The following is a 19,483-nucleotide window of genomic DNA, read 5'->3' on the forward strand; positions in this document are numbered from 1 at the left end:
GCGGCCCCCTACCGGGCCCGTGCGCGCTGGACCGCGGCGACGGCGTCGAGTCGGCCCCACCCCGCCGAGAGGTCGCGTCCGGGACGGCCGACGTCGCCCGCGGAGGCCCGGAGGATCCGCGTCACCCCCTCGGGGTCGAGTCCCGGTCGCGCGTCGAGTACCAGGGCGGCGGCCCCGGCGGTTCGCGCGGCGGCGGCCGACGTGCCGGGTGCGCCGGCAGCGGCCCACGGGCGGGGCGGCGCGACGACGTCGACGCCCGTGTCACCTCCCACCGTCGGCCCCCGGCCGCTGTACGGGGCCACGGCCCCGGCGGCCGGACCGGATTCCGCGTTCGGCACCACGTCCTCCAGGTCGTTCCGGCGTCCGACGGCGCCGACGCCGACGACGCCCGGGACGCTCGCGGGGACGGCGACGCTGCCGAGCGGCCGCGGCGAGACGAACGCGTGGGTCGGGGTTGTGACCTCGACGCGGCTCGTGGGGGCGCCGTCTGCCGGCGCTGACCCCTCGACTCGGACAGCGAGCGCGTAGTCGCCGGGCGTGAGATCGGCGGTCAGCCGCCGGCCCGCCCGTCTATCGACCGACCGCGACACCGCGATCAGATCCCACCGCTCGCCGCCGTCGACCGCGCGCAGCAGCGAGAGCGTCAGGTCCGCCCCGAGCGGGGGGTCGGTCACCAGCCACGCGACGAACCGACCCGCGACGGAATCGCCGCCGGGCATCGCCCGAATCCGGAGCCGTCGGTCGGCGGCGGTGCCGTCGGCGAGTGCGTCGAACGGCGCCTGCCAGTGGCCGAGGGCGGCGTTGCCGGCGGGTGCCACGACCACGGACCCGGACTCGGCTGCGGCCCGTGCGGCGCGGAACACGGGCGAGCGGGGCGAGGTGACGGCCCCGTGGGCGGCGACCGGCGCGAGGATCACGTCCGCGCCGCGGTCCCGCGCCCACCCGGTCGCCGCGCGGAACTCCCCCGTCTCCCGGAACGACGCCAGGGAGAGCCGGACGTCGGGCGCAATCGACGAGACGGCCGCGGCGGCGGCGGTGCCGTGGGTGGTCCCCTCCACGACCGCACGCTCGGCGCCGAACTGGCGGATGTCCGCGATCCGACCGGCCACCGCGTCGTGGGTCGGATCGAACCCGGTCGGGTCGAGGACCGCGGCGTGGACGCCGCGCCCGGTGACCCCGAGGTCGTGAACGCGGCCGATCGAGTCGTCCGCGACCGGCGGCGGGTCGGTCCCCGTCTCGGAGCCGCCGCTACCGAGGGAGGGAATCCCCCGGACGGAGAGCACGCTGGCGGCCGCTGCGCCGCCGATCGCGAGCGCCCGGCGCCGGCTGACGCCGAACTCGGTCCGATCCGTCGGCATCCGTCACCCGGTATCGTGACAGCGGTGATAAACGTTTCTGGATCCCGGCCACGCGGTAGCGTAAACGGCTCTCGAAGCAATCGGGCGTTCTTAGGTGATACCCCCGCTCGGTCGACGCGTATGCTCTCCGTACAGGGGTCGGCACGGATGCCCTCCGCACACGAGTCGACACAGATACCCTCCGCAGACGGGTCGGCGGATGCGCCCGCCGGGCTAACAGTGCTACCGCTGCAGGAACCGGGTCGTGGACCGCCCGTCGTCGGTGAGGTGGTCGATGCGTAGCCGTCGGTCGGGGACGGGGTGGCTGGGTCGCGGCCGTCCGGTTCGGATCGCAGCCGCGCTCGTCGTCCTCGTGACCGCGCTTGCGCCGGCGACGTTCGCCGCGCCGGTCGCGGCGGGCCCGAGCGTCACGGTCGACCACGAGGGCGATCGGGTGACGGTCGCAAACGGCACCGCGCAGGTCGTGCGCGGCACCGCCGACGCGCCGGTCGGCACCGAGATCCTGGTGCGGGTTCGGTCGACGGACGGCACCGACCCGGCCTTCCTCAAGGCGGAACGCGGCGTCGTGACCGAGAACGGCACCTGGGCCGTCGCCTTCGACTTCGCGCACCAGTCGGCAGGCGACGGGTTCAGGCTGACCGCCCAAACCGAGAACGGCTCCGCCGAGATCGAGGTCGACGGCGAGGTCGTCGCTTGCGAGGGCGACTGCGCGGAAACCCCGCCGAGCGACACGCCAACACCGATCCCGGAACAGACCGCGACCCCGACGCGGACGGCCGGTCCCGACGCGCCGGTGACGTTCGGCGAGAACGTGTTCCTGGCCGACACCGGCGGGGTTACGGCCGTGCCAGTCACGTTCGACGGGGGCGACACCGACCGGGCCGTCGTCGTCGTCGGCGACGCGGCCGAGGTGAACTACGAACTCGAAGCCGTGGTCACCGACGGCGACGGGGACGGCGAGGCGATCCTCTACGTCGACACCTCCCTGGCCGGGCGCGGCGGCGACACCGTCAGCACCTCCGGCGGCGACAGCGTGACGATCAGATCCGAGACCCCACTCGAGGGGACGCTCGATCCCGCTACCTACGACGTCGCGCTGTATGCCGGCGGCGAGGGGACCGACGCGCCCGCCGACGTCGGGAGCCTCGTCGTCCAGGCGGCGGCCACCCCGACCGTGGCGACCGACGCCCCGACGAACGAGCCGGCCGACGCCGGCGGCGACGGTCCCGGATCGGTCGCCGTCGGCGCCCTCGTCAGCGGCGCGTTCCTGCTCGGCGGGGCCGTCCTGGCCGCGGTGCTTCTGGAGTGGTGAGGCGACAGGAAACGCCCGCCGTGGGCCGACGGGGCCACTAATGTGCAAGGTATAATACCGTCCTGCGGTGACTGTGGGTATGGAGTACCGGTACGACGGTGACGCACACGAGCGGCTCTTCGCCGCCTACCAGGACGACACGGAGCCGTTCCCGACCAGCGTGACGGCGTGTTTTCCGGACCGCAACCACCGTCGGGAGGAGGTCGAACTGTTGCAGGAACTGCTGTTTCCGACCTGCTGGAACGCGCCCGAACTCGTCCGCGACGAACTCGCGGTGCTCGAACACCTCGACGAACTCGGCGAACTGTTCAGAGCCGGCATCTGCCCGTACTCCGACGGCGAGACGCGGCCGCGCGAGACGGTGTCGGCGCTCATCGACAGCCTGCCGCGGCTCCGGCGGGTGCTGAAACGCGACGTCGAGGCCGCGTACAAGGGCGACCCCGCCGCGAAGACGTATATGGAGATCATCCGGTCGTACCCCGGATTCTTAGCGATCGCGGTCCAGCGCGTCGCCCACGTGCTCTACGACGTCGGCGCCGAGGAGTACGCCCGCGAACTGACCGAGTACGCGAAGACCCGGACCGGGATCGACATCCACCCGGGCGCGGAGATCGGCGAGTACTTCTTCGTCGACCACGGCACCGGCGTCGTGATCGGCGAGACCGCGACCGTCGGCGAGTGGGTCCGGCTCTACCAGGACGTGACGCTCGGCGCGCTCCACTTCGAGGAGGAGGAAGGCGACGAGCACGCCCTGAAGAAGGGGTACAAGCGCCACCCCGACATCGGCGACCACGTCGTGATCGGGGCGGGCACGAAGGTGCTCGGCGCGATCACGGTCGGCGACCACGTCAGCATCGGCGCCAACTCCTGGATCACCGAGGACGTCCCCGATCACACCAAGGTGTACATCAAAAGCCACCCGACCCAGGAGCGGAAACGGTACGAGGAGTGACCGCCGGCGCGCTGCGGACGAAAAAGCGAAACCGCTCGGCCGTGTCGGTAGGGGTATGTCAAACAGTTCGACGCTGGTTCGCGACGTGATGTCGACCGCGCTCGTGACCGTCAGTCCGGACGCGAGCGTCGCCGAGGCGGCGCGGCTGATGCGCGAACGCGACGTCAACGCGCTGCTGGTCCCGACGACCGAGGTCGGTATCGTCACGAGTACCGACGTGATCGACACCGTCGCGGAGGATCTCGACCCCGGAGAGACCCCCGTCTCGGCGGTGATGACCGAAGCCGTCGAGACGGTGCCGCCGGGGGTCCGGCTCACCGAGGCCGCGGCGATGATGGAGACCCTCGGCATCAGCCACCTCCCGGTGGTCGACGACGACTTCGTCGGGATGATCTCCGCGACCGACATCACCGCCGAAGTCTCGTAGGCGGTACCGGTCCGGAGCGGACCGCGGCGCCGACCGCACGATTCAAACGAGCCGACGGCGTGGTGCCGGTATGGACATCGTCGACGCGCTGGAGGCCGCCACAGGGACGACGTGCGTCGTCGGCGCCGGCGGCAAGAAGACCACGATGGCGGCGCTCGCCCGACGGCTGGACCGCGCGGTCGTCACCGCCACGGTCCGGATCCCGATCTTCGACGAGTGGGCCGGACGAGTCGCCGTCACGGAGGACCCGACAAGAACCCTCGAAGCGGCGCTCGAACGGGACGACGACGGGGAATGGCCGCTGGGGGTCGTCCCCGAGCGGGAACGCGAGGACCGGTATCGGGGCTACGACCTCGCGGTCGTCGATCGCCTCGCCGACTTCGACGTGCCGGTCCTCCTGAAGGCCGACGGCGCCCGGATGCGGCGGTTCAAGGCGCCCGACGACCACGAGCCGCGGCTGCCCGCCACCGCCGACACGGTGGTCGCGATCGCGAGCGTCCACGTCGTCGGCGAACCGCTCTCCGAGGAGCTGGTGCATCGGGTTCCGGAGGTCAGCCGGATCACCGGCGTAGAACCCGGCGAGGAGATCGCGGCCGAAGACGTGGCAGCGGTGCTCGCCAGCGACCGCGGCGGGCGGAAGGACGTGCCCGAAGGGGCGACGTACGTTCCACTTTTGAATATGGTCGACGACGACGCCCTCGAAGCGGCGGCGAGAGACGTCGCCAGCGGGATCCACGACCGGATCGACGTCCCGCGGGTGGTGCTCGCGGAGATGCGCGCCGACGACCCCGTCGTCGACGTGGTCTGAGCGGGATTACTCCCCAGCGAGCCGCTCGTTTGCGGTTCGGAACTCCTCGCGGGTGTTGATGTTGTCGAAGGTGTCGGCGGCGGCGACCCGCTCGATCTCCGCGCCGTCGACCACGATCTCGTCGAGGTCACCGAGCGGCGCGACGATCCGGTCGGCGCCACGGTCCAGCGCCTGCCGACACGCCCGCGTCATCGTCTCGGTCCGATAAACCGCCTGCGTCGTCTGATACCACTCGTCGGGGCGCGGGACCGCGGCGTCGTGGCCGGCAGCACGCTCGAACAGGTACTCGACGAAGTCGGGATCGACGAACGGCATATCGCAGGCGACGACGAAGGCGTACTCCGCCGAAACGGCCTCAAGCCCGCGAGCGATCCCCGCCATCGGCCCCTCGTCGGTCTCGCGGTCGACCGCGAACGTCGGCTCGAAGCCGCTGCCGGCCACGGCGTCGCGGATGGAATCGACCTGATCCGCACGACAGTTGATCACCACCTCGTCGACGACGCCTGCGATCCGGTCGACCACCCGGCGGATCATCGGCGTCCCCGCGAGGTCGGCAACCGCTTTGTCGCTGTCGCCGAACCGGGTCGAGCGGCCGCCGGCGAGCACCAGACACGCGCGCATACCTCCGAGTTCCCGACCGCGACGCAAGAAGGTGACGAGTGCGACGAGGTCGCCCGCCGTCGCCGTCGAGCCACCGGCCTCCGGCATCGCCGTTCCGGGCCGCCGGCCTCCGGCATCGCCGTTCCGGGCCGCCGGCCTCCGGCATCGCCGTTCCGGGCCGCCGGCCTCCGGCATCGCCGTTCCGGGCCGCCGGCACCCGAGTACATATATCCGGGCGTGATCTCCGTTTCGACGATGCGGGAGGACGAACTGGCGACGGCGGTGGTCGACCATTTCGAGGCCGCCTTCGACGACCCCGAAATCCGACTCGAGGAGCCGTATAACCACTACGGCACCCGGGGCGTCGTCGACGTCTACGCCCGGACCGCGCCGCCGGAGCGGGTGACCTACCTCGCGGAGTTGAAAGCCGACCCCGCCGTGCGGATGGCGTCGGGCGCAAACGAGATCCTCCGGCAGTACCGCCGGACCGAGCGGTACTTCTTCCGGGATGACGACCACGACCTCCGGGCCAGTCTGGCCCGGGACGGCCCGGGGGTGCACCTGCTTTTGCTCTTCGCGCCGACGGTCGACTGCGTCGAACACGTGATCGAACACCGGTCGCTGTACGCCTCCGTCGACCCCGACCTCTCGATCGACGGGGTCCCCGCCGCCCGGAAGGTGGCCTTTCTGGCGAACCTCGACGCCGCCCCCGACGGCGGGCTCGGCTTCCTCTCGGTCAACGGCGACGTGGGCGTGGAATCGGCGGCGTTCCGGGACGCCGTCCCGCCGGGGTCGCGGCTGGCCGACGCGCTGGCCGAGGCGGATGTCGACGTCGGCACCGAGAGTGACTCCTGACCGGGACCACAAGCGGCGTCGTCACCACGCGCGGTCGAGCACCGTCGCGGTCTCCTCGGTGCTCGGGTCGACCCCCTCGGGTACGACCCCCAGCAGGTCGTCGTCCCGGATCGCGGCGGCGACGGCGGGCAGATCCGACCGCGACGACGGCGGCGGCGCCGCGGAGGCGACGCGGGAGCCCCAGGTCGTCGCGGACGCCCGCGACCGCGTCGGTCACGGCGTCGGCCGGGTCCGCACCGGCGTCGGCGACACCGAGCGCAGACGCAAGCGGGTCCCGGCGTCCCTCGACCCGGTCGAAGACGCACCGGAGGACGTGGGGTGCGACGACCCCGTGGATCGTCCCCTGGTGGACGTCGAAGCCGTGGCCGAACGCGTGGATGATCGACGCGCGGTACCCCTCCGCGCCGGCGAGGCCGTATTGGACGCAGACGATCCCCGCGAGGACATCGGCGAGCAGGTCGCGGGCGAACTGGCGGCGTCGTCGGAGAAGCCGATGCACCTGCAGATAATGCGCGAGCGCGACGACGTGGGCGCAGTCGTCCACACCCACTCCCCGTACGCCAGCACCTTCGCCGCCCTCCACGAACCGATCCCGGCGACCCACTACCTCATCGCGTTCGCGGGCAAGGAGGTACCGGTCACGCCGTACGAGGAACCGGGCAGCGAGGAACTCGGAGCTGCGGCCGTGTCGGCGTTGGGCGACGACCACAACGCCTGCCTGCTGGGGAACCACGGCGTCATCGCGGTCGGCGGGGACGCCGACTCGGCGTTCGAGGTCGCGCTGATGGTGGAGTACTGCGCCCGCATCCACTACCAGGGGCAGAACATCGGCGACCCGACCCACCTCCCGGAGGAGGAACTCGAACACCTGTTCGACCGGTTCAGCGACTACGGACAGGGCGGATAACTATCAGTATACTGTATTTCATTGCTGTATTATGATTAGACGGTCAGATTTCGATTCCGGGATCAGAAACGGCTGAAACGCGATACGAAACGTATTCGTTCCACACGTTAATTAACAAAATTATTAGTATTTTCCGAACGTGAACGCCAGTTGAATCCCGGAGACGGCCCACTCACACACCGTCGGACGGATGCGTCCCGGCGACAGCGAAGTAGTCGCGGACGAACACCGCAAGCGACGCTGCGAGCACCACCGCAGCCAGGGGCCGGACGGTCGAAAGCGGCACGATCGGTATCAACGCGAACGTGATGAACCCCATCTGGATCCCCGCCAGCGGCCGCCGGAGGAGGCTGGGCGGGAGGTCGAACACCGGCTTCCCCTGTCGGTTGCGGAACCAACACCCGAGTTTGAATAGGTACCGCGCGGCCGACAGCGACAGATACCAGACCGGAAGTTGGTGCCAGAGCACGCCAACCACCGGCGCGACCAGGAACCCGGTGGTGTCGATCGCCAGGTCGAGTTTCGCCCCGAGGAGGGTGGTGCGTTCGCTCCGGCGCGCGAGGAAGCCGTCGAGGAGGTCCATTCCGCAGGCCGTCCCGTAGAGCACCGCGGGGAGCCACGCGATCTCAGGGCGGGGGGTGAGCGCGGCGAACCCCGACAGCGCCGCCAGCAGCGCGCCGCGACCCAGGGTGACCAGGTTCGGGAGCCCGAGCGACCGGTGAACCGACACGCCGTCGGCCCGGTCTGGCCGGTTCGCGTCGAGGTGGCGGTACGAGAACCACAGTTGGAAGCTCACCATCGCCGCTACGGGGGCAAGCCACCGGACCGACGCGAAGCCCGACGCGATCCAGACGGCGTCCGCGAGGTCGACGATCCCGCGGGCCGACAGCCGGGCCAGGTCGGCAAGCAGCCCCAGGAGAAAGATGATGTCGCCGTCGATCGTCAGCGCGAGCAGCCACGCGCCGCCGACCGTCAGAAACGCCATCGCGGCCGCGACGGCCGCCCACTCCCGCCGGAGCGTCGCCGGGACCGCCGGGGCGTCGGTCATCGCTCGAACCCCGGGTCTTCGAGCGTCGCCAGCCGCTCGCGGTCGGCGTCGGTCAGCCGGAACCGCGCGGCCGCGAGGTTCGCGACGACGTGGTCGGGATCGTTGCTCGCGGGAATCGGAACGACCCCGCGATCGACGTGGTACGCGATCGCGACCGCCGGGGGGGTTGTGCCGTGGTCGGCGGCGATCTCGGCCAGGATCGGCTCGTCGAGCAGTCCCGGGGCCGACAGCGGCGAGTGGGCGAGTACCCGGATCCCTTCGGCGTGACACCTCTCGATCAGGTCCGTTCGGGGGCGGTACGGGTGGGATTCGACCTGGACGATCGCGGGCGGGATGCGGGCGGCGTCGAGGATCGTCTCCAGGTGGTCGAGGGAGACGTTGCAGACGCCGATCGTGCGGGCGAGCCCCCGGTCGTGGAGCCGTTCCAGACGACGCCACGTCTCGACCAGGGGAACGTCGACGGTGTCGGGGTCGCCGTCGTCGTCGGTCGGGAACGTCAGCGCCTCCTGTTCGGCGGGGGGCAGTTCCGCGAGTTCCGACAGCGGCCCCTGATAGGCCCACGCGTCGGGCCAGTGGAGGAGGTACGCGTCGACGGAGTCGATCCCCAACTCCGCGAGGCTGCCGCGACACGCCTCCGCGACGTGTTCGTGGTTGGTGTTCCAGACCTTGCTGATCAGGAACAGCCCCTCGCGGTCCGGCGACCCCGGCGAGTCGAGCAGGTCGCCGATCCGCGCCTCGTTGCCGTAGAGTTCCGCCGAGTCGAACAGGCGGTAGCCCGCGTCGAGGGCGGTCGCGATCGAGTCGATCCGGTCGACGTACTCGCCGTCCCGGTACCGCGAACAGCCGAACCCGACGGACGGGAGCCGGATCGCGGCGGGGCGTGCTGGTGTATCGGTGGGCGTCGTCGACCCCGACGGGCCCCCGTTCGGAGCCGGCTCCGGGCGGGTCGGCGGCGGGGTTTCGGGCCCCGCCGACTCCAGGTCGGGGTGCGGGACGTCGACCGGTCCGCCGGCGCCGGCCGCGCGCTCGACAGCGTTGCAGACGGCGACGACGTGGGCCGCGCGGGCGGCGCTCCCGGTCGGGCGGGCCCCGCGGTCGACGGCGGCGGCCAGCCGTTCGGGTCCCGAGAGATACGACGACTCCCGGCGCGGGGCGGGATGCGGCGCGGGGACGTAGGGTCGGCCCGCACCGCCGACGCGGACGGTGTCGCGGTCGGCCGCGAGCGCCCCCGAGTCCGTGAGATACAGCGACCCGTCGTCGCCGTGGAGTTCGAGGCTGTTGAACTCGCGGCTGCGGTGCGGGGCGTAGAGGCTGGCGGTGAGCCGGATCACGGGGCCGTCGGCGAACTGGAGGGTCGCCTCGACGTGGGCGGGGCGTTCGGGTCGCTGCGACTCCCTGTCGGGCCAGACGTCGACCGCGTCGGCGGTTCGAACCCGTCCGACGGGGCCGAACCACGCGGTCAGGAGCGACAGCGGGTAGACCGCGCCGTCATAGAGGGGTCCAACCGAGAGAAAGGACGCGGGGCTGTCGTGCCACTCGGTGACGCGGCCGACGTGGGCGTGGGCGTACCCCAGTCGGACCGGGCCGAACCGGCCGTCAGACAGCAGCGAAGCGGCGTGACGCTGGGCGTCGCACCGGTGGGTGATCGGCGCACACGAAAGCCCCAGTCCGCGCTCCTCGGCAGTCGCGACGAGTTCGGCCGCGCGGGCGGCGTCGAGTGCGAGCGGCTTCTCGCTGAAGACGTGGCGGTCGGCACGGAGGCACGTTTCGGTGACATCGGCGTGTGCGGCGTGGCCGGTGAGGTTCACGACGAGCGGGGCCGACTCGGCGGCCAGAAGCGCGTCGACGTCGGTGTACGTCGCGGCGTCACGGGCGCTCGCGACCGACTCCGCGCGCCCGGCGTCGAGGTCGCAGACGGCGGCGAGATCGAGCGGGGACTCGGCGAGGCCGTCGGCGTACTGCCGCGCGACGGCACCCGCGCCGACGAACGCACACTGCATAGGCGCTTAGTCGACCCCGACAGTGAAAAACGCGCGGGCCGATGTCGTCGACGGCAGCCCGTCGAGAACCCCGGTCGTATATGTCGCCGCCGCCGGTACGGGAAGTATGGCCCGGGTAGCGGTGTTCCACAACACGCTCGACTTCCAGGGCGGGGCCGACGTGGTGTGTCTGACGGCCTGTGCGGCGCTCCAGCGGGACCACGCCGTCACGCTGTATACGATCTCCGAAACCGATCCCCGGGACCTCGCGGCACGCTTCGGGATCGACCTCGACACGGCCGCGCTCGACGTGCGGATACCCGCGGGGGGGAGGCCGGTAGCGCGGTTGCTGTCGGCGGGCGCCCCTGCCATCGGCCCGCAGTTGGCGCTCCGGAGCGTCCTGCTCCGCCGGGCCGTCGACGGGGAGCTGCCGTCGTTCGATCTCGTCGTGAGTACCGCAAACGAGGTGTCGCTGCCGACCCCGTCGGTGCAGTACGTCCACTACCCGCAGTTCCACGCCGACCGTCGCCCCGGCGACGACGGCGGGCGGCTGAACCGCGTGTGGAGCCGGCTTGCGGCCCCCCGGCCCGAGGGTCTCGGCGACGGAACCGCGCTGCTCGCGAACTCCGCGTGGACCGCCGGCGTCGTCGACGACGTCTACGGCGTGCGGCCGTCGGTGCTCCACCCGCCGGTCGACCCCATCGAAGGGGCGGTAGACTGGGCGGAGCGGCGGGACGGACTCGTCGTCGTCGGACGGCTCGCGCCCGACAAGCGGATTCTGGATGCGATCCGCATCGTCGACGGCGTGCGGGAACGGGGCCACGACCTCACGCTGCATATCGTCGGCGCCGCGCCGCGGGCCTACCGCCGCTATGTGCGGCAGGTCGAGTCGATGGCGGCCGAGCGGCCGTACGTGACCGTCGAACGCGACGCCTCGCGAGAACGCTTGGAGGAACTACTCTGCACCCGCAAATACGGCCTGAACTGCAAGCCGGAGGAACACTTCGGGATGTCGGTCGCGGAGTACGTCGCCGGCGGGATGGTTGCGTTCGCCCCCAACAGCGGCGGACAGCGGGAGATCCTCGACGGCCGCGGGGACCGGCTGTTCGGGTCGACGTCGGAGGCGATCGACCTGATCGCCGCGGCTGCCGACGCCGACGATCCGCCCACGTTGCCGCCGGATCGGTTCGCGAGCGACCGGTTCCGCCGGGCGATCCGCAACGCCGTCGCTCGGGAGCTCTGAACGTGGTGTCGGTCACAGTCGGGGGACGGCGGAAAAACGCCGATGACGGGCCCGGAGCTACTCGATGTGGCCTTCCTCGCGGAGCTGTTCGGCGTCCTGCTCGGAGTAGCGCCACTCGATGTTGGCCTTCTCGTCCTGCCAGTCCCACGGCTCCACGAGGACGACGTCGCCCTCGTTGATCCAGGTCCGGTACTTCATCCGGCCGGGGATCCGGCCCATCCGGTTTTTGCCGTCCGCACACCGGACGCGGACGTGATTGCCGCCGTTGTGTTCCGTTACCACGGCGAACAGCTCCTTGTCGTCGGGCATTCGGAGGTTCCGACGCCCTGATTCCTCAGTCATACTTTCAATACGACGGGCGTCCTGATAAATGGACGGTTACGAGCGTCGGGCGTTTCGTGATCGTTTGAGTATTATGACAGTTTTTGTATATTATATTCTGATTTTTCCATCGGGTGCAAAGAAGAGATCGTTTCGAGCGTTCTTTGAATCCATACGTTCCGGTAGGATATACAAAATATACAAATTCGAACTATTGGGGTCGGCCGATACACCGTCGGTCGAAGATCATCCGATAAATGCGGACAGCACATCGCGACGCACCTATCCCGCAAGCAGGCGTGGTCCGGCTCCAAGCAGTCACGTTCCTGACGGGGTTGTTCGGGGTTTCGGAGAACCGGTCGACGCCCTCGGGAGCACAAGGCGGGTCGGCTACCCGGCATACTAACAGGCGTACCGTTGTTACGGCGCCGGCAGAACCCCCGGGCGCCGCGGACGCGACACGGGACCGACCCGCCGTCGCGTTCCGTTTCGTCCGTAACTACCGGACGGACGACAATCACGGCGGGAACCCGAACCGACACCGGCGCGGGGGTAATCTCAGTGTCGGGGACGGCGGCTACACGGCGTCGTCGTCGAGTTTGGTCCGCTCGACCTTTCCCCCGGGAGGTGCCCCAGGAAGCGGTGCTCCGCGGGCCGTTTGTAGTTCGCCAGGTCGTTGCTGCCCTCACGCCACTGGTCGAGTTCCTCGTCCGTGACGTCGCCGTCGGCCGCGACGAACGCGACCACGATCCCCCGCTCCCGCAACGCGGTCCCGACGGCGTAGGCCTCGTCCCACAGTTCAGCAGAGGTGTACTCCGTCCCGTGGTTCGGGTAGGCGACGGCGGTCCGGTCGGGCGTCCGCGCGACCGAGTGCTCGAACGACTGTGGGAGCAACATACCACCGAACCGATTCGATGAGGCGATGATAACGTTTCCCGTCGAGCGGGCTGCCGCCGCCGGGGCGGACGCCGACGGTGCGCGCGGTCAGTAGCCGACGGCTCGCGAACTCAGTGGTACCGGTAGTTGACGCTGATCTCCTCGGCGGCCGCCTGGACGGTCTTGATCAGGTCCTCGCGGTAGCTGTCCTGGCGGAGCCGCCCGGTCGGACACGCCACCGAGACACTCCCCAACAGCTCGCCATCCTCCAGCACCGGGCACGCGACGAACCCGATCCCGATCACCTGCTCCTCGTGGTCGACGGCGTGTCCCTGCTCGCGGATCGTCTCCAGTTCCGGCCGGAGCGCGTCGGGGTCGGTGATCGTGTGTTCGGTCACGGCCTCGAGCTCGTCGACGTCGAGCAGCTCGTCGATCCGCTCGGCCGGGAAGTTCGCGAGCAGCACCTTCCCCGCGGCGTGGCTGTGGATCGGGGTTCTGAACCCCGGATACGTCCGGGTCTGGACCGACGTGACGTCGCCGCTCTCGTGGAGCATCACCCAGTCGGCGGACTCCGCACACCCGAGCTGCGCAAGCTCGCCGGAGTCCGCCGAGAGTTTCCGGACGACGATGTCCGCGGAGTTGAAAAAGCGGCTCCGGTGTTTGAGCCGGCTCCCGCGCTCCAGGAACCGGTAGCCGATGCGGTATTTGCCCTCGTCTTTCACGACGAACCCCGTCGACGCGAGCGAGACCAGGTAGTCGTGGGCGGTGCTGCGGGTCACGTCCATCAGCGTCGCGATCCGCGCCGGGCCGGCTTCCCCCTCACGCTCCAGTAACTCAAGCACCTCGAAGGCCCGCGCCACCGTCTGGAGTGGGACCGAATCGGGAGTCATACCGAGCGATCAGGCCCCAGTAATATGAAACGATGGGGCTCGACGCCGCGGGTCGACCCTTCGGTCACCCTACCGACGAAACGCTCTCGAACGTCGCCGTGACGTCCAGCACCGTCGCGTCGGCGGCGTGTGCCCCGACGAACTGCAGGCCGACCGGCAGGCCGTCGACCTCGCCGCAGGGGACGCTCACGCTGGGATGGCCGGTCAGGTTCGTCGGGTGGGTGTCCCAGTTGACCGGCGGCGTCGTCCCCCGCTCGAACCCGTCGATCGCCAGGGCCGTCGTCGGCGTCGTCGGCGTCGCGAGGACGTCGACGTCGGCGAGCGCGGCGTCGAACCCCCGGTCGAGCCTGGCCCGGAGGTGCTGTCCCCGGACGTAGTGATACCCCTCGTGTGTCTGCAGCAGGTGTGCCCCCAGCAGGAGCATCTGTTTGACGTTCGGTCCGAGGGTGCGGCTCGACGACCCGCGGAGGCCCGCGATCGCGGCGGCGAGGCTCGGTTCGACCGGCTTCTCGCGCCAGACCCCCGCGGCGTTCGTCGCGAACGTCGCCGCGAACTCGACCGGGGCGATCCCCCACCACGCCTCGCGGGAGTGCTCGAGCGCGGGGACCTCGACGGGGCGGACCTCGGCGCCGGCGTCGCGGAGTTCGTCGACGGCGTCGCGGACGCGCCGCTCGACCGCCTCGGAGACGTGGTGCTCGAAGAACCCTGGAGCGACGCCGACCCGGAGCCGCTCGGGGTCGGTACCGAGGTCGTCGCTGAACGCGGCCCGGTCGCCGCCCGGTTGCGCGTCGGCGATGGCGTCGAGGCCCCGGACGGCGGTCTCGACGTCGCGGGCGAGCGTTCCGACGTGGTCCATCGAGTGGGCCAAGTCCGCGACGCCGTACGTGGGGACGGCCCCGTACGAGGGTTTGACCCCGACGATGCCGCAGTAGCTCGCGGGCATCCGGACGCTGCCGCCAGTGTCGGTCCCGAGTGCGAGGTCGACCTCGCCCGCGGCAACGGCGGCAGCGCTTCCGCTGGAGGACCCGCCCGCGACGTGGTCAGCGTCGACCGGGTTCGCCGTCGGCCCGAACGCGCTCGTCTCCGAGGTCGGCCCGAACGCGAACTCGTCCATGTTCGTCTTGCCGACCAGCGTCGCTCCCGTCTCGAGCAACCGATCGACGACTGTCGCGTGGTCGCCGGGGACGAACCCCTCGAGCGCCCGCGACCCGCAGGTCAGTTCGACGCCGCGGACGCACATATTGTCCTTCAGGGCCACGTCGAGCCCGTCGAGGTCGCCGGTCGCTCCGTCCCTCGTGAGCGCGAACCGCGTCAGCCACTGGTTGTAGCGGTTCTCGGCGTCCGGCGGCCGGAACGGCGCCGTCTCGAAGCGGTCCCCGTCCGCCGGGTCCGGTGTCACGCCGCCCGCCGGCGCGTCTTCGAGCGCCGCGTACACGTCCGCGAGGGCGTCGAGCCGGTCGGCGGCAGCTTCCGACTCGCCCGCAGCGAGCGTCAGACCGAGCGTTCCGGCCAGTGACTCGACGTCGTTCTCGGACACGGATCCGAACCGGTGCATCGGTCCGTGACAGGACGCCGAGGGTCAATTACCTTTCGCCGAGGAGGGAGCCTCAAAAAAGAACTGGATACTGTATTGGAGACGTTCGAACACCGTACGACACGGAGTCTTCAAGATGTGCTGGGGGCAGCCGGGAGTCCGGTCGAGTTCGTGAGTCGGATCGGCTCGTACGCGGACTCGGGACATCTCCGCCTGTTCGCGGACCTCCCGAGCGAAGTCACGAACTGGCGGCGTGGGCCGACACCGTCGCGTAGCGGACCTCTCGCGCCACATGACCGACCTCCACGTCGAGGGCCCCGACGCCCTGGACGTGTTTGCGGACCTCGGGACCAACGACTTCGACGGCTTCGAGCCGGGGCAGGCAAAGCAGTTCGTCGCCTGCAGCCCCGACGGCTACCTGATCGGCGACGGCATCCTGTTTCACCTCGACGACGAGGAGTTCACCCTCGTCGGGTACGGCCCGATCAACTGGGTGCAGTACCACCTCGAAACCGGCGACTACGACGCGACGGTCGAGCGCGACGAACACGGCGGGATCCGCGAGGGACCGCCGAAGTCGTTCCGGTACCAGGTGCAGGGCCCCGACGCCGTGGCGCTCATCACGGAGGTCGCCGACGAACCGTTGCCCGAGATCCCCTTTTTCAACTTCCGGGAGGTCTCGGTCGCAGGCCACGGGAGCAACCCCCTCCGGCACGGGATGATGAACGAACCCGGCTTCGAGTTCGTCGGCCCCTGGGAACTCGCCGACGACGTCCGGTCGGCGCCGATGGAGACCGGCCGCGACTACGACATCCGCCGGATCGGCGGGAAGGCCTACCCCACCAACGTGATCACCGCGGCGTGGATGTCGATCCCGCTGCCCGCGATCTACCACGACGGGATGGAGGCGTACCGGGAGTGGCTCGACGCCGCCTCCTTCGAGGGCGCACTCGCCATCGGCGGCAGCCTCGACTCCGCGGACATCACCGACCACGACCTGACGCCGTTCGAGGCGGGCCACGGCCGGTTCGTCGACTTCGATCACGAGTTCGTCGGCCCGAAGGCCCTGGCGGCGGAGACTGATACTGTCGGCTATCGTCCCGTGACGGATTTCGACACCCTGGGGTGTCGAAAACCGTCGCGTACTTATAGCCAACAGTATGAGAACCCCGACCGCGAGCGGGTTACCCTGGTGTGGGACAGCGACGACGTCCGCGACCTTTACCGGTCGGCGTTCGAGGACGGCGACACCTACCGGTACACCGACCTCCCGGTCCCCGAGTGGGCGCTGACGCAGAACGACAAGGTGCTGAAGGGCGGCGACCCGGTCGGCATCGCGTGTAACACCCGCTACCTCTACTGGGAAGAACGGATGTTCTCGCTGTGTGCCATCGACACCGACCTCGCGGAGCCCGGCACCGAAGTCGAGATCCCGCGGGGCGACCCCGACTCGGGGAACCCCCGCGTCGAGGACCACGTCCGGAAGCACGTCTCGGCGACGGTCGCGCCCGCGCCGTACTTCGAGGACAAGCGGAAGACCGCGGACTACTCGGTCTGACGTCCGCCCGGTTCGACGCTCTCCGGGGTCGGTCGCCGTGCGCCGCGTCGGCGACGGATGGTAACTACTCGTACGGATAGTTGTATTAATCACAGGAATCTGTCGTATGCCGACCCGTAGCCGGCGGCAGTTCATCGCGGCACCCGGGGCAGACGCAACCGCGTTCGGCGGGGGATGTCTCGGTGGCGGCGGTCGTCGTCTCCGACGGCGTCACGCCCGAGCGGTTGGAGGACCACTGCCCGGATCGCGGCACGCTGACGAACTTCAATCGCCCGCGGTCGCACGTGGTCGCGGGCGGGTCGCTACCGCGGACGGACACGGGGACCCTGATCCACGGTGGGAGCCGCACCTGGTACTTCGACGACTGAACCGGAACGCCGTCGATAGTATCGTTTGAATACTATATGTTCTCGTTTTATATATTCAGCCCGAACTCGACAAACCACGGGTTTCAGACCTTCCGTAACCCGTTCCTTCAAAATTTTCGTTTTCAAAATATTAGAACTTGCTATACTTATCGAGAAGATAAACTGTCGAGGATATGGTCGTCTGACTCCGATAGCACAGCCGACTGGGGCCGTCAACCGCGACATCGGTCGGTCCGTGTGGGGATCGACGGTAGAAGCGAGTCCGCGACGGCGATACCGACGGGCCGCCAACGGGGGCCGACGACGACTACTCGAGGTCGAACCGGTCGGCCTGCATCACCGTGCTCCAGGCGTCGACGAAGTCCTGGACGAAGTCCGCCTCGGCGTCGTCGCTCCCGTAGAACTCGGCGAGGGCGCGAAGCCGGGGATTCGACCCGAAGATGAGGTCGAAGCGGGTCGCCTCCCATTTAAGCTCGCCGGTCTTGCGGTCGTACCCCTCGTAGATCGGCTCCGAGGTGGGGGCCTCCTCCCACTCGGTGCCCATATCCAACAGGTTCACGAAGAAGTCGTTCGTCAGCGTCCCCGGACGATCGGTGAAGACGCCGAGGTCCGAGCCGTCGTAGTTGGCGTCTAACACCCGCAGCCCGCCGACCAGCACCGTCATTTCGGTGGGCGTCAGGTTCAGCAGGTCCGCCTTGTCGACCAGCGTCTCCTCGGGGCGCTCGTCGAGCCCGTCGCCGAGGTAGTTCCGGAAGCCGTCGGCCTTCGGCTTCAGCGCCTCGAAGGAGCCGACGTCGGTCTGTTCGGCGGACGCGTCGGTCCGGCCCGGCTCGAAGGGGACTTCGACGTCGTGTCCGGCGTCGGCTGCGGCCCGTTCGATCGCCGCGTTACCGCCGAGCACGATCAGGTCCGCGAGCGAGACGCGAGTGTCGTCCGACTGCGCGGCGTTGAATTCCGCTTGGATCCCCTCGTAGGTCTCGAGAACGGTCTCCAACTCGTCCGGCCGGTTGACCTCCCAGCTCCGCTGGGGTTCGAGCCGGATGCGGGCGCCGTTGGCCCCGCCGCGCTTGTCGCTGTCGCGGTACGTCGACGCTGACGCCCACGCGGTCCGCACCAACTGCGGGACCGTCAGGTCCGAGTCGAGGATCATCCCTTTGAGGTCGGCGACCTGGGCGTCGTCGACGAGGTCGTGGTCGGCGTCCGGCAGGGGGTCCTGCCAGATCATCTCCTCGTCGGGGACCTCCGGGCCGAGGAACCGCTCGGGCGGGCCCATATCCCGGTGGGTGAGCTTGTACCACGCCTTCGCGAACGCCATCCCGAACGCCATCGGGTTCTCCTGGAACTCCTCCATCACCTCGCGGTAGTCCGGGTCACGCTTCAGCGCGATGTCAGTCGTGAGCATCATCGGCGTGACCTCCTCGTCGGGGTCGTGGGCGTCCGGCGCCGGCTCGACGAGTTCGCCCTCCTTCGGCGTCCACTGCCACGCGCCGCCGGGGCCCTTCTCGGGCTCCCACTCGTATTCGAGCAGGTTGTTGATGTACCCCATATCCCACTCGGTCGGCGAGGAGGTCCAGGGTCCCTCGATCCCGCTCGTGATCATCGCGCCGCTCGTTGCGCCCTCCTGTTCCCACCCGAGCCCCTGCTGCTCGATGGGCGCGGCGTTCGGTTCCGGCCCCATATTCTCGTCTGGGTCGTCGGCGCCGTGGACCTTCCCGAAGGTGTGGCCGCCGGCGATGAGCGCCGCGGTCTCCTTGTCGTTCATCGCCATCCGGTCGAACGTCTGCCGGATGTTCTTCGCCGACGCCATCGGGTCGGGCTGGCCGTTCGGCCCCTCCGGGTTCACGTAGATCAGGCCCATCACGGACGCGCCGAGGCCGTCCTGGATCTCCCCGGCCGCCTCGAAGCGCTCCTGGGTGTCGAGCTCCGTCTCCGGCCCCCAGTCGACGGCGTCGTCGCCCTTGAAGTCGTCCTCGCGGCCGCCAGCGAAGCCGAACGTCTTGAACCCCATCGACTCGATCGCGACGTTGCCGGCGAGGATCATCAGATCGGCCCACGAGAGCTTCCGGCCGTACTTCCGTTTGATCGGCAGCAGCAGGCGCCGTGCCTTGTCGAGGTTGGCGTTGTCGGGCCAGCTGTTGATGGGTGAGAACCGCTGTCGGCCGCCGGCCGCGCCGCCGCGGCCGTCGGCAGTGCGGTACGTGCCGGCGCTGTGCCACGCCATCCGGATGAAAAGCGGGCCGTAGTGGCCGTAGTCCGCGGGCCACCAGTCCTCCGAGGATGTCATCAGCTCCTCGAGGTCGTCTTTCACCGCGTCGAGGTCCAGCTTCCGGAACTCCTCGGCGTAGTCGAAGTCATCCCCCATCGGCCCCGGATTCCGGCCGTTGTCGTCGAGGATATCCAACTGCAGTTGATTCGGCCACCAGTCCTTGTCGGGCTTAGACATTACC

The 19,483-nt window shown here is 69.7% G+C and carries 18 protein-coding genes; 9 read left to right on the forward strand and 9 right to left on the reverse strand.

Going from position 1 to position 19,483, the window contains the following annotated elements; translation table 11 throughout:
• Window positions 1-8 precede the first annotated feature (8 nt).
• Window positions 9-1,358 (reverse strand): S8 family serine peptidase, encoded by a 1,350-nt coding sequence (locus H5V44_RS10600; protein WP_185193083.1) that lies wholly within the window; start codon window positions 1,356-1,358, stop codon window positions 9-11.
• Window positions 1,359-1,632: 274 nt separating this feature from the next.
• Here H5V44_RS10600 and H5V44_RS10605 point away from each other — a divergent pair, with 274 nt between their 5' ends.
• From H5V44_RS10605 to yqeC, 4 genes are all read left to right on the forward strand, one after another.
• The gene (locus H5V44_RS10605) at window positions 1,633-2,670 is read left to right on the forward strand and encodes a BGTF surface domain-containing protein (protein ID WP_185193084.1); all 1,038 of its coding nucleotides are present in this window, start codon (window positions 1,633-1,635) and stop codon (window positions 2,668-2,670) included.
• Window positions 2,671-2,749: 79 nt separating this feature from the next.
• Complete coding sequence (gene epsC, locus H5V44_RS10610; protein WP_185193085.1) at window positions 2,750-3,622, forward strand: serine O-acetyltransferase EpsC; 873 nt, start codon at window positions 2,750-2,752, stop codon at window positions 3,620-3,622.
• Between the two features lie 55 nt (window positions 3,623-3,677).
• Complete coding sequence (locus H5V44_RS10615) at window positions 3,678-4,049, forward strand: CBS domain-containing protein (RefSeq protein WP_221625678.1); 372 nt, start codon at window positions 3,678-3,680, stop codon at window positions 4,047-4,049.
• A gap of 70 nt (window positions 4,050-4,119) precedes the next feature.
• The gene (gene yqeC / locus H5V44_RS10620; RefSeq protein WP_185193086.1) at window positions 4,120-4,857 is read left to right on the forward strand and encodes a selenium cofactor biosynthesis protein YqeC; all 738 of its coding nucleotides are present in this window, start codon (window positions 4,120-4,122) and stop codon (window positions 4,855-4,857) included.
• Between the two features lie 6 nt (window positions 4,858-4,863).
• Here the strand turns inward: yqeC and H5V44_RS10625 are convergent, their stop codons facing one another.
• Window positions 4,864-5,478, reverse strand: coding sequence for a molybdenum cofactor guanylyltransferase (locus H5V44_RS10625; RefSeq protein WP_185193267.1), 615 nt, complete (start codon window positions 5,476-5,478; stop codon window positions 4,864-4,866).
• Window positions 5,479-5,712: 234 nt separating this feature from the next.
• On the opposite strand from H5V44_RS10625, the gene H5V44_RS10630 reads away from it, so the two are divergent.
• Window positions 5,713-6,312 carry a hypothetical protein gene (locus H5V44_RS10630; protein WP_185193087.1) on the forward strand — a complete coding sequence of 200 codons (600 nt, stop codon included), beginning with the start codon at window positions 5,713-5,715 and terminating at the stop codon, window positions 6,310-6,312.
• Complete coding sequence (locus tag H5V44_RS18265) at window positions 6,302-7,219, forward strand: class II aldolase/adducin family protein (RefSeq protein ID WP_343067717.1); 918 nt, start codon at window positions 6,302-6,304, stop codon at window positions 7,217-7,219. The genes H5V44_RS10630 and H5V44_RS18265 overlap by 11 nt, the downstream gene beginning before the upstream one ends.
• 172 nt (window positions 7,220-7,391) lie before the next feature.
• On the opposite strand, the gene H5V44_RS10640 is transcribed toward H5V44_RS18265, so the two are convergent.
• Together H5V44_RS10640 and H5V44_RS10645 are read right to left on the reverse strand one after the other, a co-directional pair.
• Window positions 7,392-8,267, reverse strand: a complete 876-nt coding sequence (locus H5V44_RS10640) for a CDP-alcohol phosphatidyltransferase family protein (protein WP_246403907.1) — start codon at window positions 8,265-8,267, stop codon at window positions 7,392-7,394.
• Window positions 8,264-10,267 carry an aldo/keto reductase gene (locus H5V44_RS10645; protein ID WP_185193089.1) on the reverse strand — a complete coding sequence of 668 codons (2,004 nt, stop codon included), beginning with the start codon at window positions 10,265-10,267 and terminating at the stop codon, window positions 8,264-8,266. The genes H5V44_RS10640 and H5V44_RS10645 overlap by 4 nt, the downstream gene beginning before the upstream one ends.
• 106 nt (window positions 10,268-10,373) lie before the next feature.
• Here H5V44_RS10645 and H5V44_RS10650 point away from each other — a divergent pair, with 106 nt between their 5' ends.
• Window positions 10,374-11,489, forward strand: a complete 1,116-nt coding sequence (locus H5V44_RS10650; protein WP_185193090.1) for a glycosyltransferase — start codon at window positions 10,374-10,376, stop codon at window positions 11,487-11,489.
• Window positions 11,490-11,546: 57 nt separating this feature from the next.
• Here the strand turns inward: H5V44_RS10650 and eif1A are convergent, their stop codons facing one another.
• From eif1A to H5V44_RS10670, 4 genes are all read right to left on the reverse strand, one after another.
• Entirely contained in the window at window positions 11,547-11,831 is a 285-nt protein-coding gene (gene eif1A / locus H5V44_RS10655) for a translation initiation factor eIF-1A (RefSeq protein ID WP_185193091.1), read from the reverse strand.
• Between the two features lie 537 nt (window positions 11,832-12,368).
• On the reverse strand, window positions 12,369-12,707 hold the full coding sequence (locus H5V44_RS10660) for a hypothetical protein (protein ID WP_185193092.1): 339 nt from the start codon (window positions 12,705-12,707) through the stop codon (window positions 12,369-12,371).
• Between the two features lie 110 nt (window positions 12,708-12,817).
• A complete protein-coding gene (locus tag H5V44_RS10665; RefSeq protein WP_185193093.1) occupies window positions 12,818-13,576 on the reverse strand; it encodes an IclR family transcriptional regulator in 759 nt (252 codons plus the stop codon).
• Between the two features lie 64 nt (window positions 13,577-13,640).
• Complete coding sequence (locus H5V44_RS10670) at window positions 13,641-15,131, reverse strand: amidase (protein WP_185193094.1); 1,491 nt, start codon at window positions 15,129-15,131, stop codon at window positions 13,641-13,643.
• A 232-nt stretch (window positions 15,132-15,363) separates the two neighbouring features.
• Here H5V44_RS10670 and H5V44_RS10675 point away from each other — a divergent pair, with 232 nt between their 5' ends.
• Together H5V44_RS10675 and H5V44_RS10680 are read left to right on the forward strand one after the other, a co-directional pair.
• Window positions 15,364-16,668: a hypothetical protein gene (locus H5V44_RS10675; RefSeq protein ID WP_343067718.1), complete on the forward strand. Its 1,305-nt coding sequence runs from the start codon at window positions 15,364-15,366 to the stop codon at window positions 16,666-16,668.
• Window positions 16,669-16,850: 182 nt separating this feature from the next.
• Window positions 16,851-17,036 carry a hypothetical protein gene (locus tag H5V44_RS10680; RefSeq protein WP_185193096.1) on the forward strand — a complete coding sequence of 62 codons (186 nt, stop codon included), beginning with the start codon at window positions 16,851-16,853 and terminating at the stop codon, window positions 17,034-17,036.
• Window positions 17,037-17,343: 307 nt separating this feature from the next.
• On the opposite strand, the gene katG is transcribed toward H5V44_RS10680, so the two are convergent.
• Window positions 17,344-19,479, reverse strand: coding sequence for a catalase/peroxidase HPI (katG, locus tag H5V44_RS10685; RefSeq protein WP_185193097.1), 2,136 nt, complete (start codon window positions 19,477-19,479; stop codon window positions 17,344-17,346).
• Between the last annotated feature and the right edge of the window lie 4 nt (window positions 19,480-19,483).

It is taken from the genome of Halobellus ruber, assembly GCF_014212355.1.
GTDB lineage: Archaea > Halobacteriota > Halobacteria > Halobacteriales > Haloferacaceae > Haloquadratum > Haloquadratum rubrum.

Bases quoted from the DNA above. Each gene is read 5' to 3' on its own strand.
- H5V44_RS10645 (WP_185193089.1), bottom strand. From the start codon at position 10,267: ATGCAGTGTGCGTTCGTCGGCGCGGGTGCCGTCGCGCGGCAGTACGCC.
- H5V44_RS10665 (WP_185193093.1), bottom strand. From the start codon at position 13,576: ATGACTCCCGATTCGGTCCCACTCCAGACGGTGGCGCGGGCCTTCGAG.
- H5V44_RS10660 (WP_185193092.1), bottom strand. From the start codon at position 12,707: ATGTTGCTCCCACAGTCGTTCGAGCACTCGGTCGCGCGGACGCCCGAC.
- H5V44_RS10670 (WP_185193094.1), bottom strand. From the start codon at position 15,131: ATGCACCGGTTCGGATCCGTGTCCGAGAACGACGTCGAGTCACTGGCC.
- epsC (WP_185193085.1), top strand. From the start codon at position 2,750: ATGGAGTACCGGTACGACGGTGACGCACACGAGCGGCTCTTCGCCGCC.
- H5V44_RS10625 (WP_185193267.1), bottom strand. From the start codon at position 5,478: ATGCGCGCGTGTCTGGTGCTCGCCGGCGGCCGCTCGACCCGGTTCGGC.
- yqeC (WP_185193086.1), top strand. From the start codon at position 4,120: ATGGACATCGTCGACGCGCTGGAGGCCGCCACAGGGACGACGTGCGTC.
- H5V44_RS10600 (WP_185193083.1), bottom strand. From the start codon at position 1,358: ATGCCGACGGATCGGACCGAGTTCGGCGTCAGCCGGCGCCGGGCGCTC.
- H5V44_RS10640 (WP_246403907.1), bottom strand. From the start codon at position 8,267: ATGACCGACGCCCCGGCGGTCCCGGCGACGCTCCGGCGGGAGTGGGCG.
- eif1A (WP_185193091.1), bottom strand. From the start codon at position 11,831: ATGACTGAGGAATCAGGGCGTCGGAACCTCCGAATGCCCGACGACAAG.
- H5V44_RS10605 (WP_185193084.1), top strand. From the start codon at position 1,633: ATGCGTAGCCGTCGGTCGGGGACGGGGTGGCTGGGTCGCGGCCGTCCG.
- katG (WP_185193097.1), bottom strand. From the start codon at position 19,479: ATGTCTAAGCCCGACAAGGACTGGTGGCCGAATCAACTGCAGTTGGAT.
- H5V44_RS10630 (WP_185193087.1), top strand. From the start codon at position 5,713: ATGCGGGAGGACGAACTGGCGACGGCGGTGGTCGACCATTTCGAGGCC.
- H5V44_RS10615 (WP_221625678.1), top strand. From the start codon at position 3,678: ATGTCAAACAGTTCGACGCTGGTTCGCGACGTGATGTCGACCGCGCTC.
- H5V44_RS10650 (WP_185193090.1), top strand. From the start codon at position 10,374: ATGGCCCGGGTAGCGGTGTTCCACAACACGCTCGACTTCCAGGGCGGG.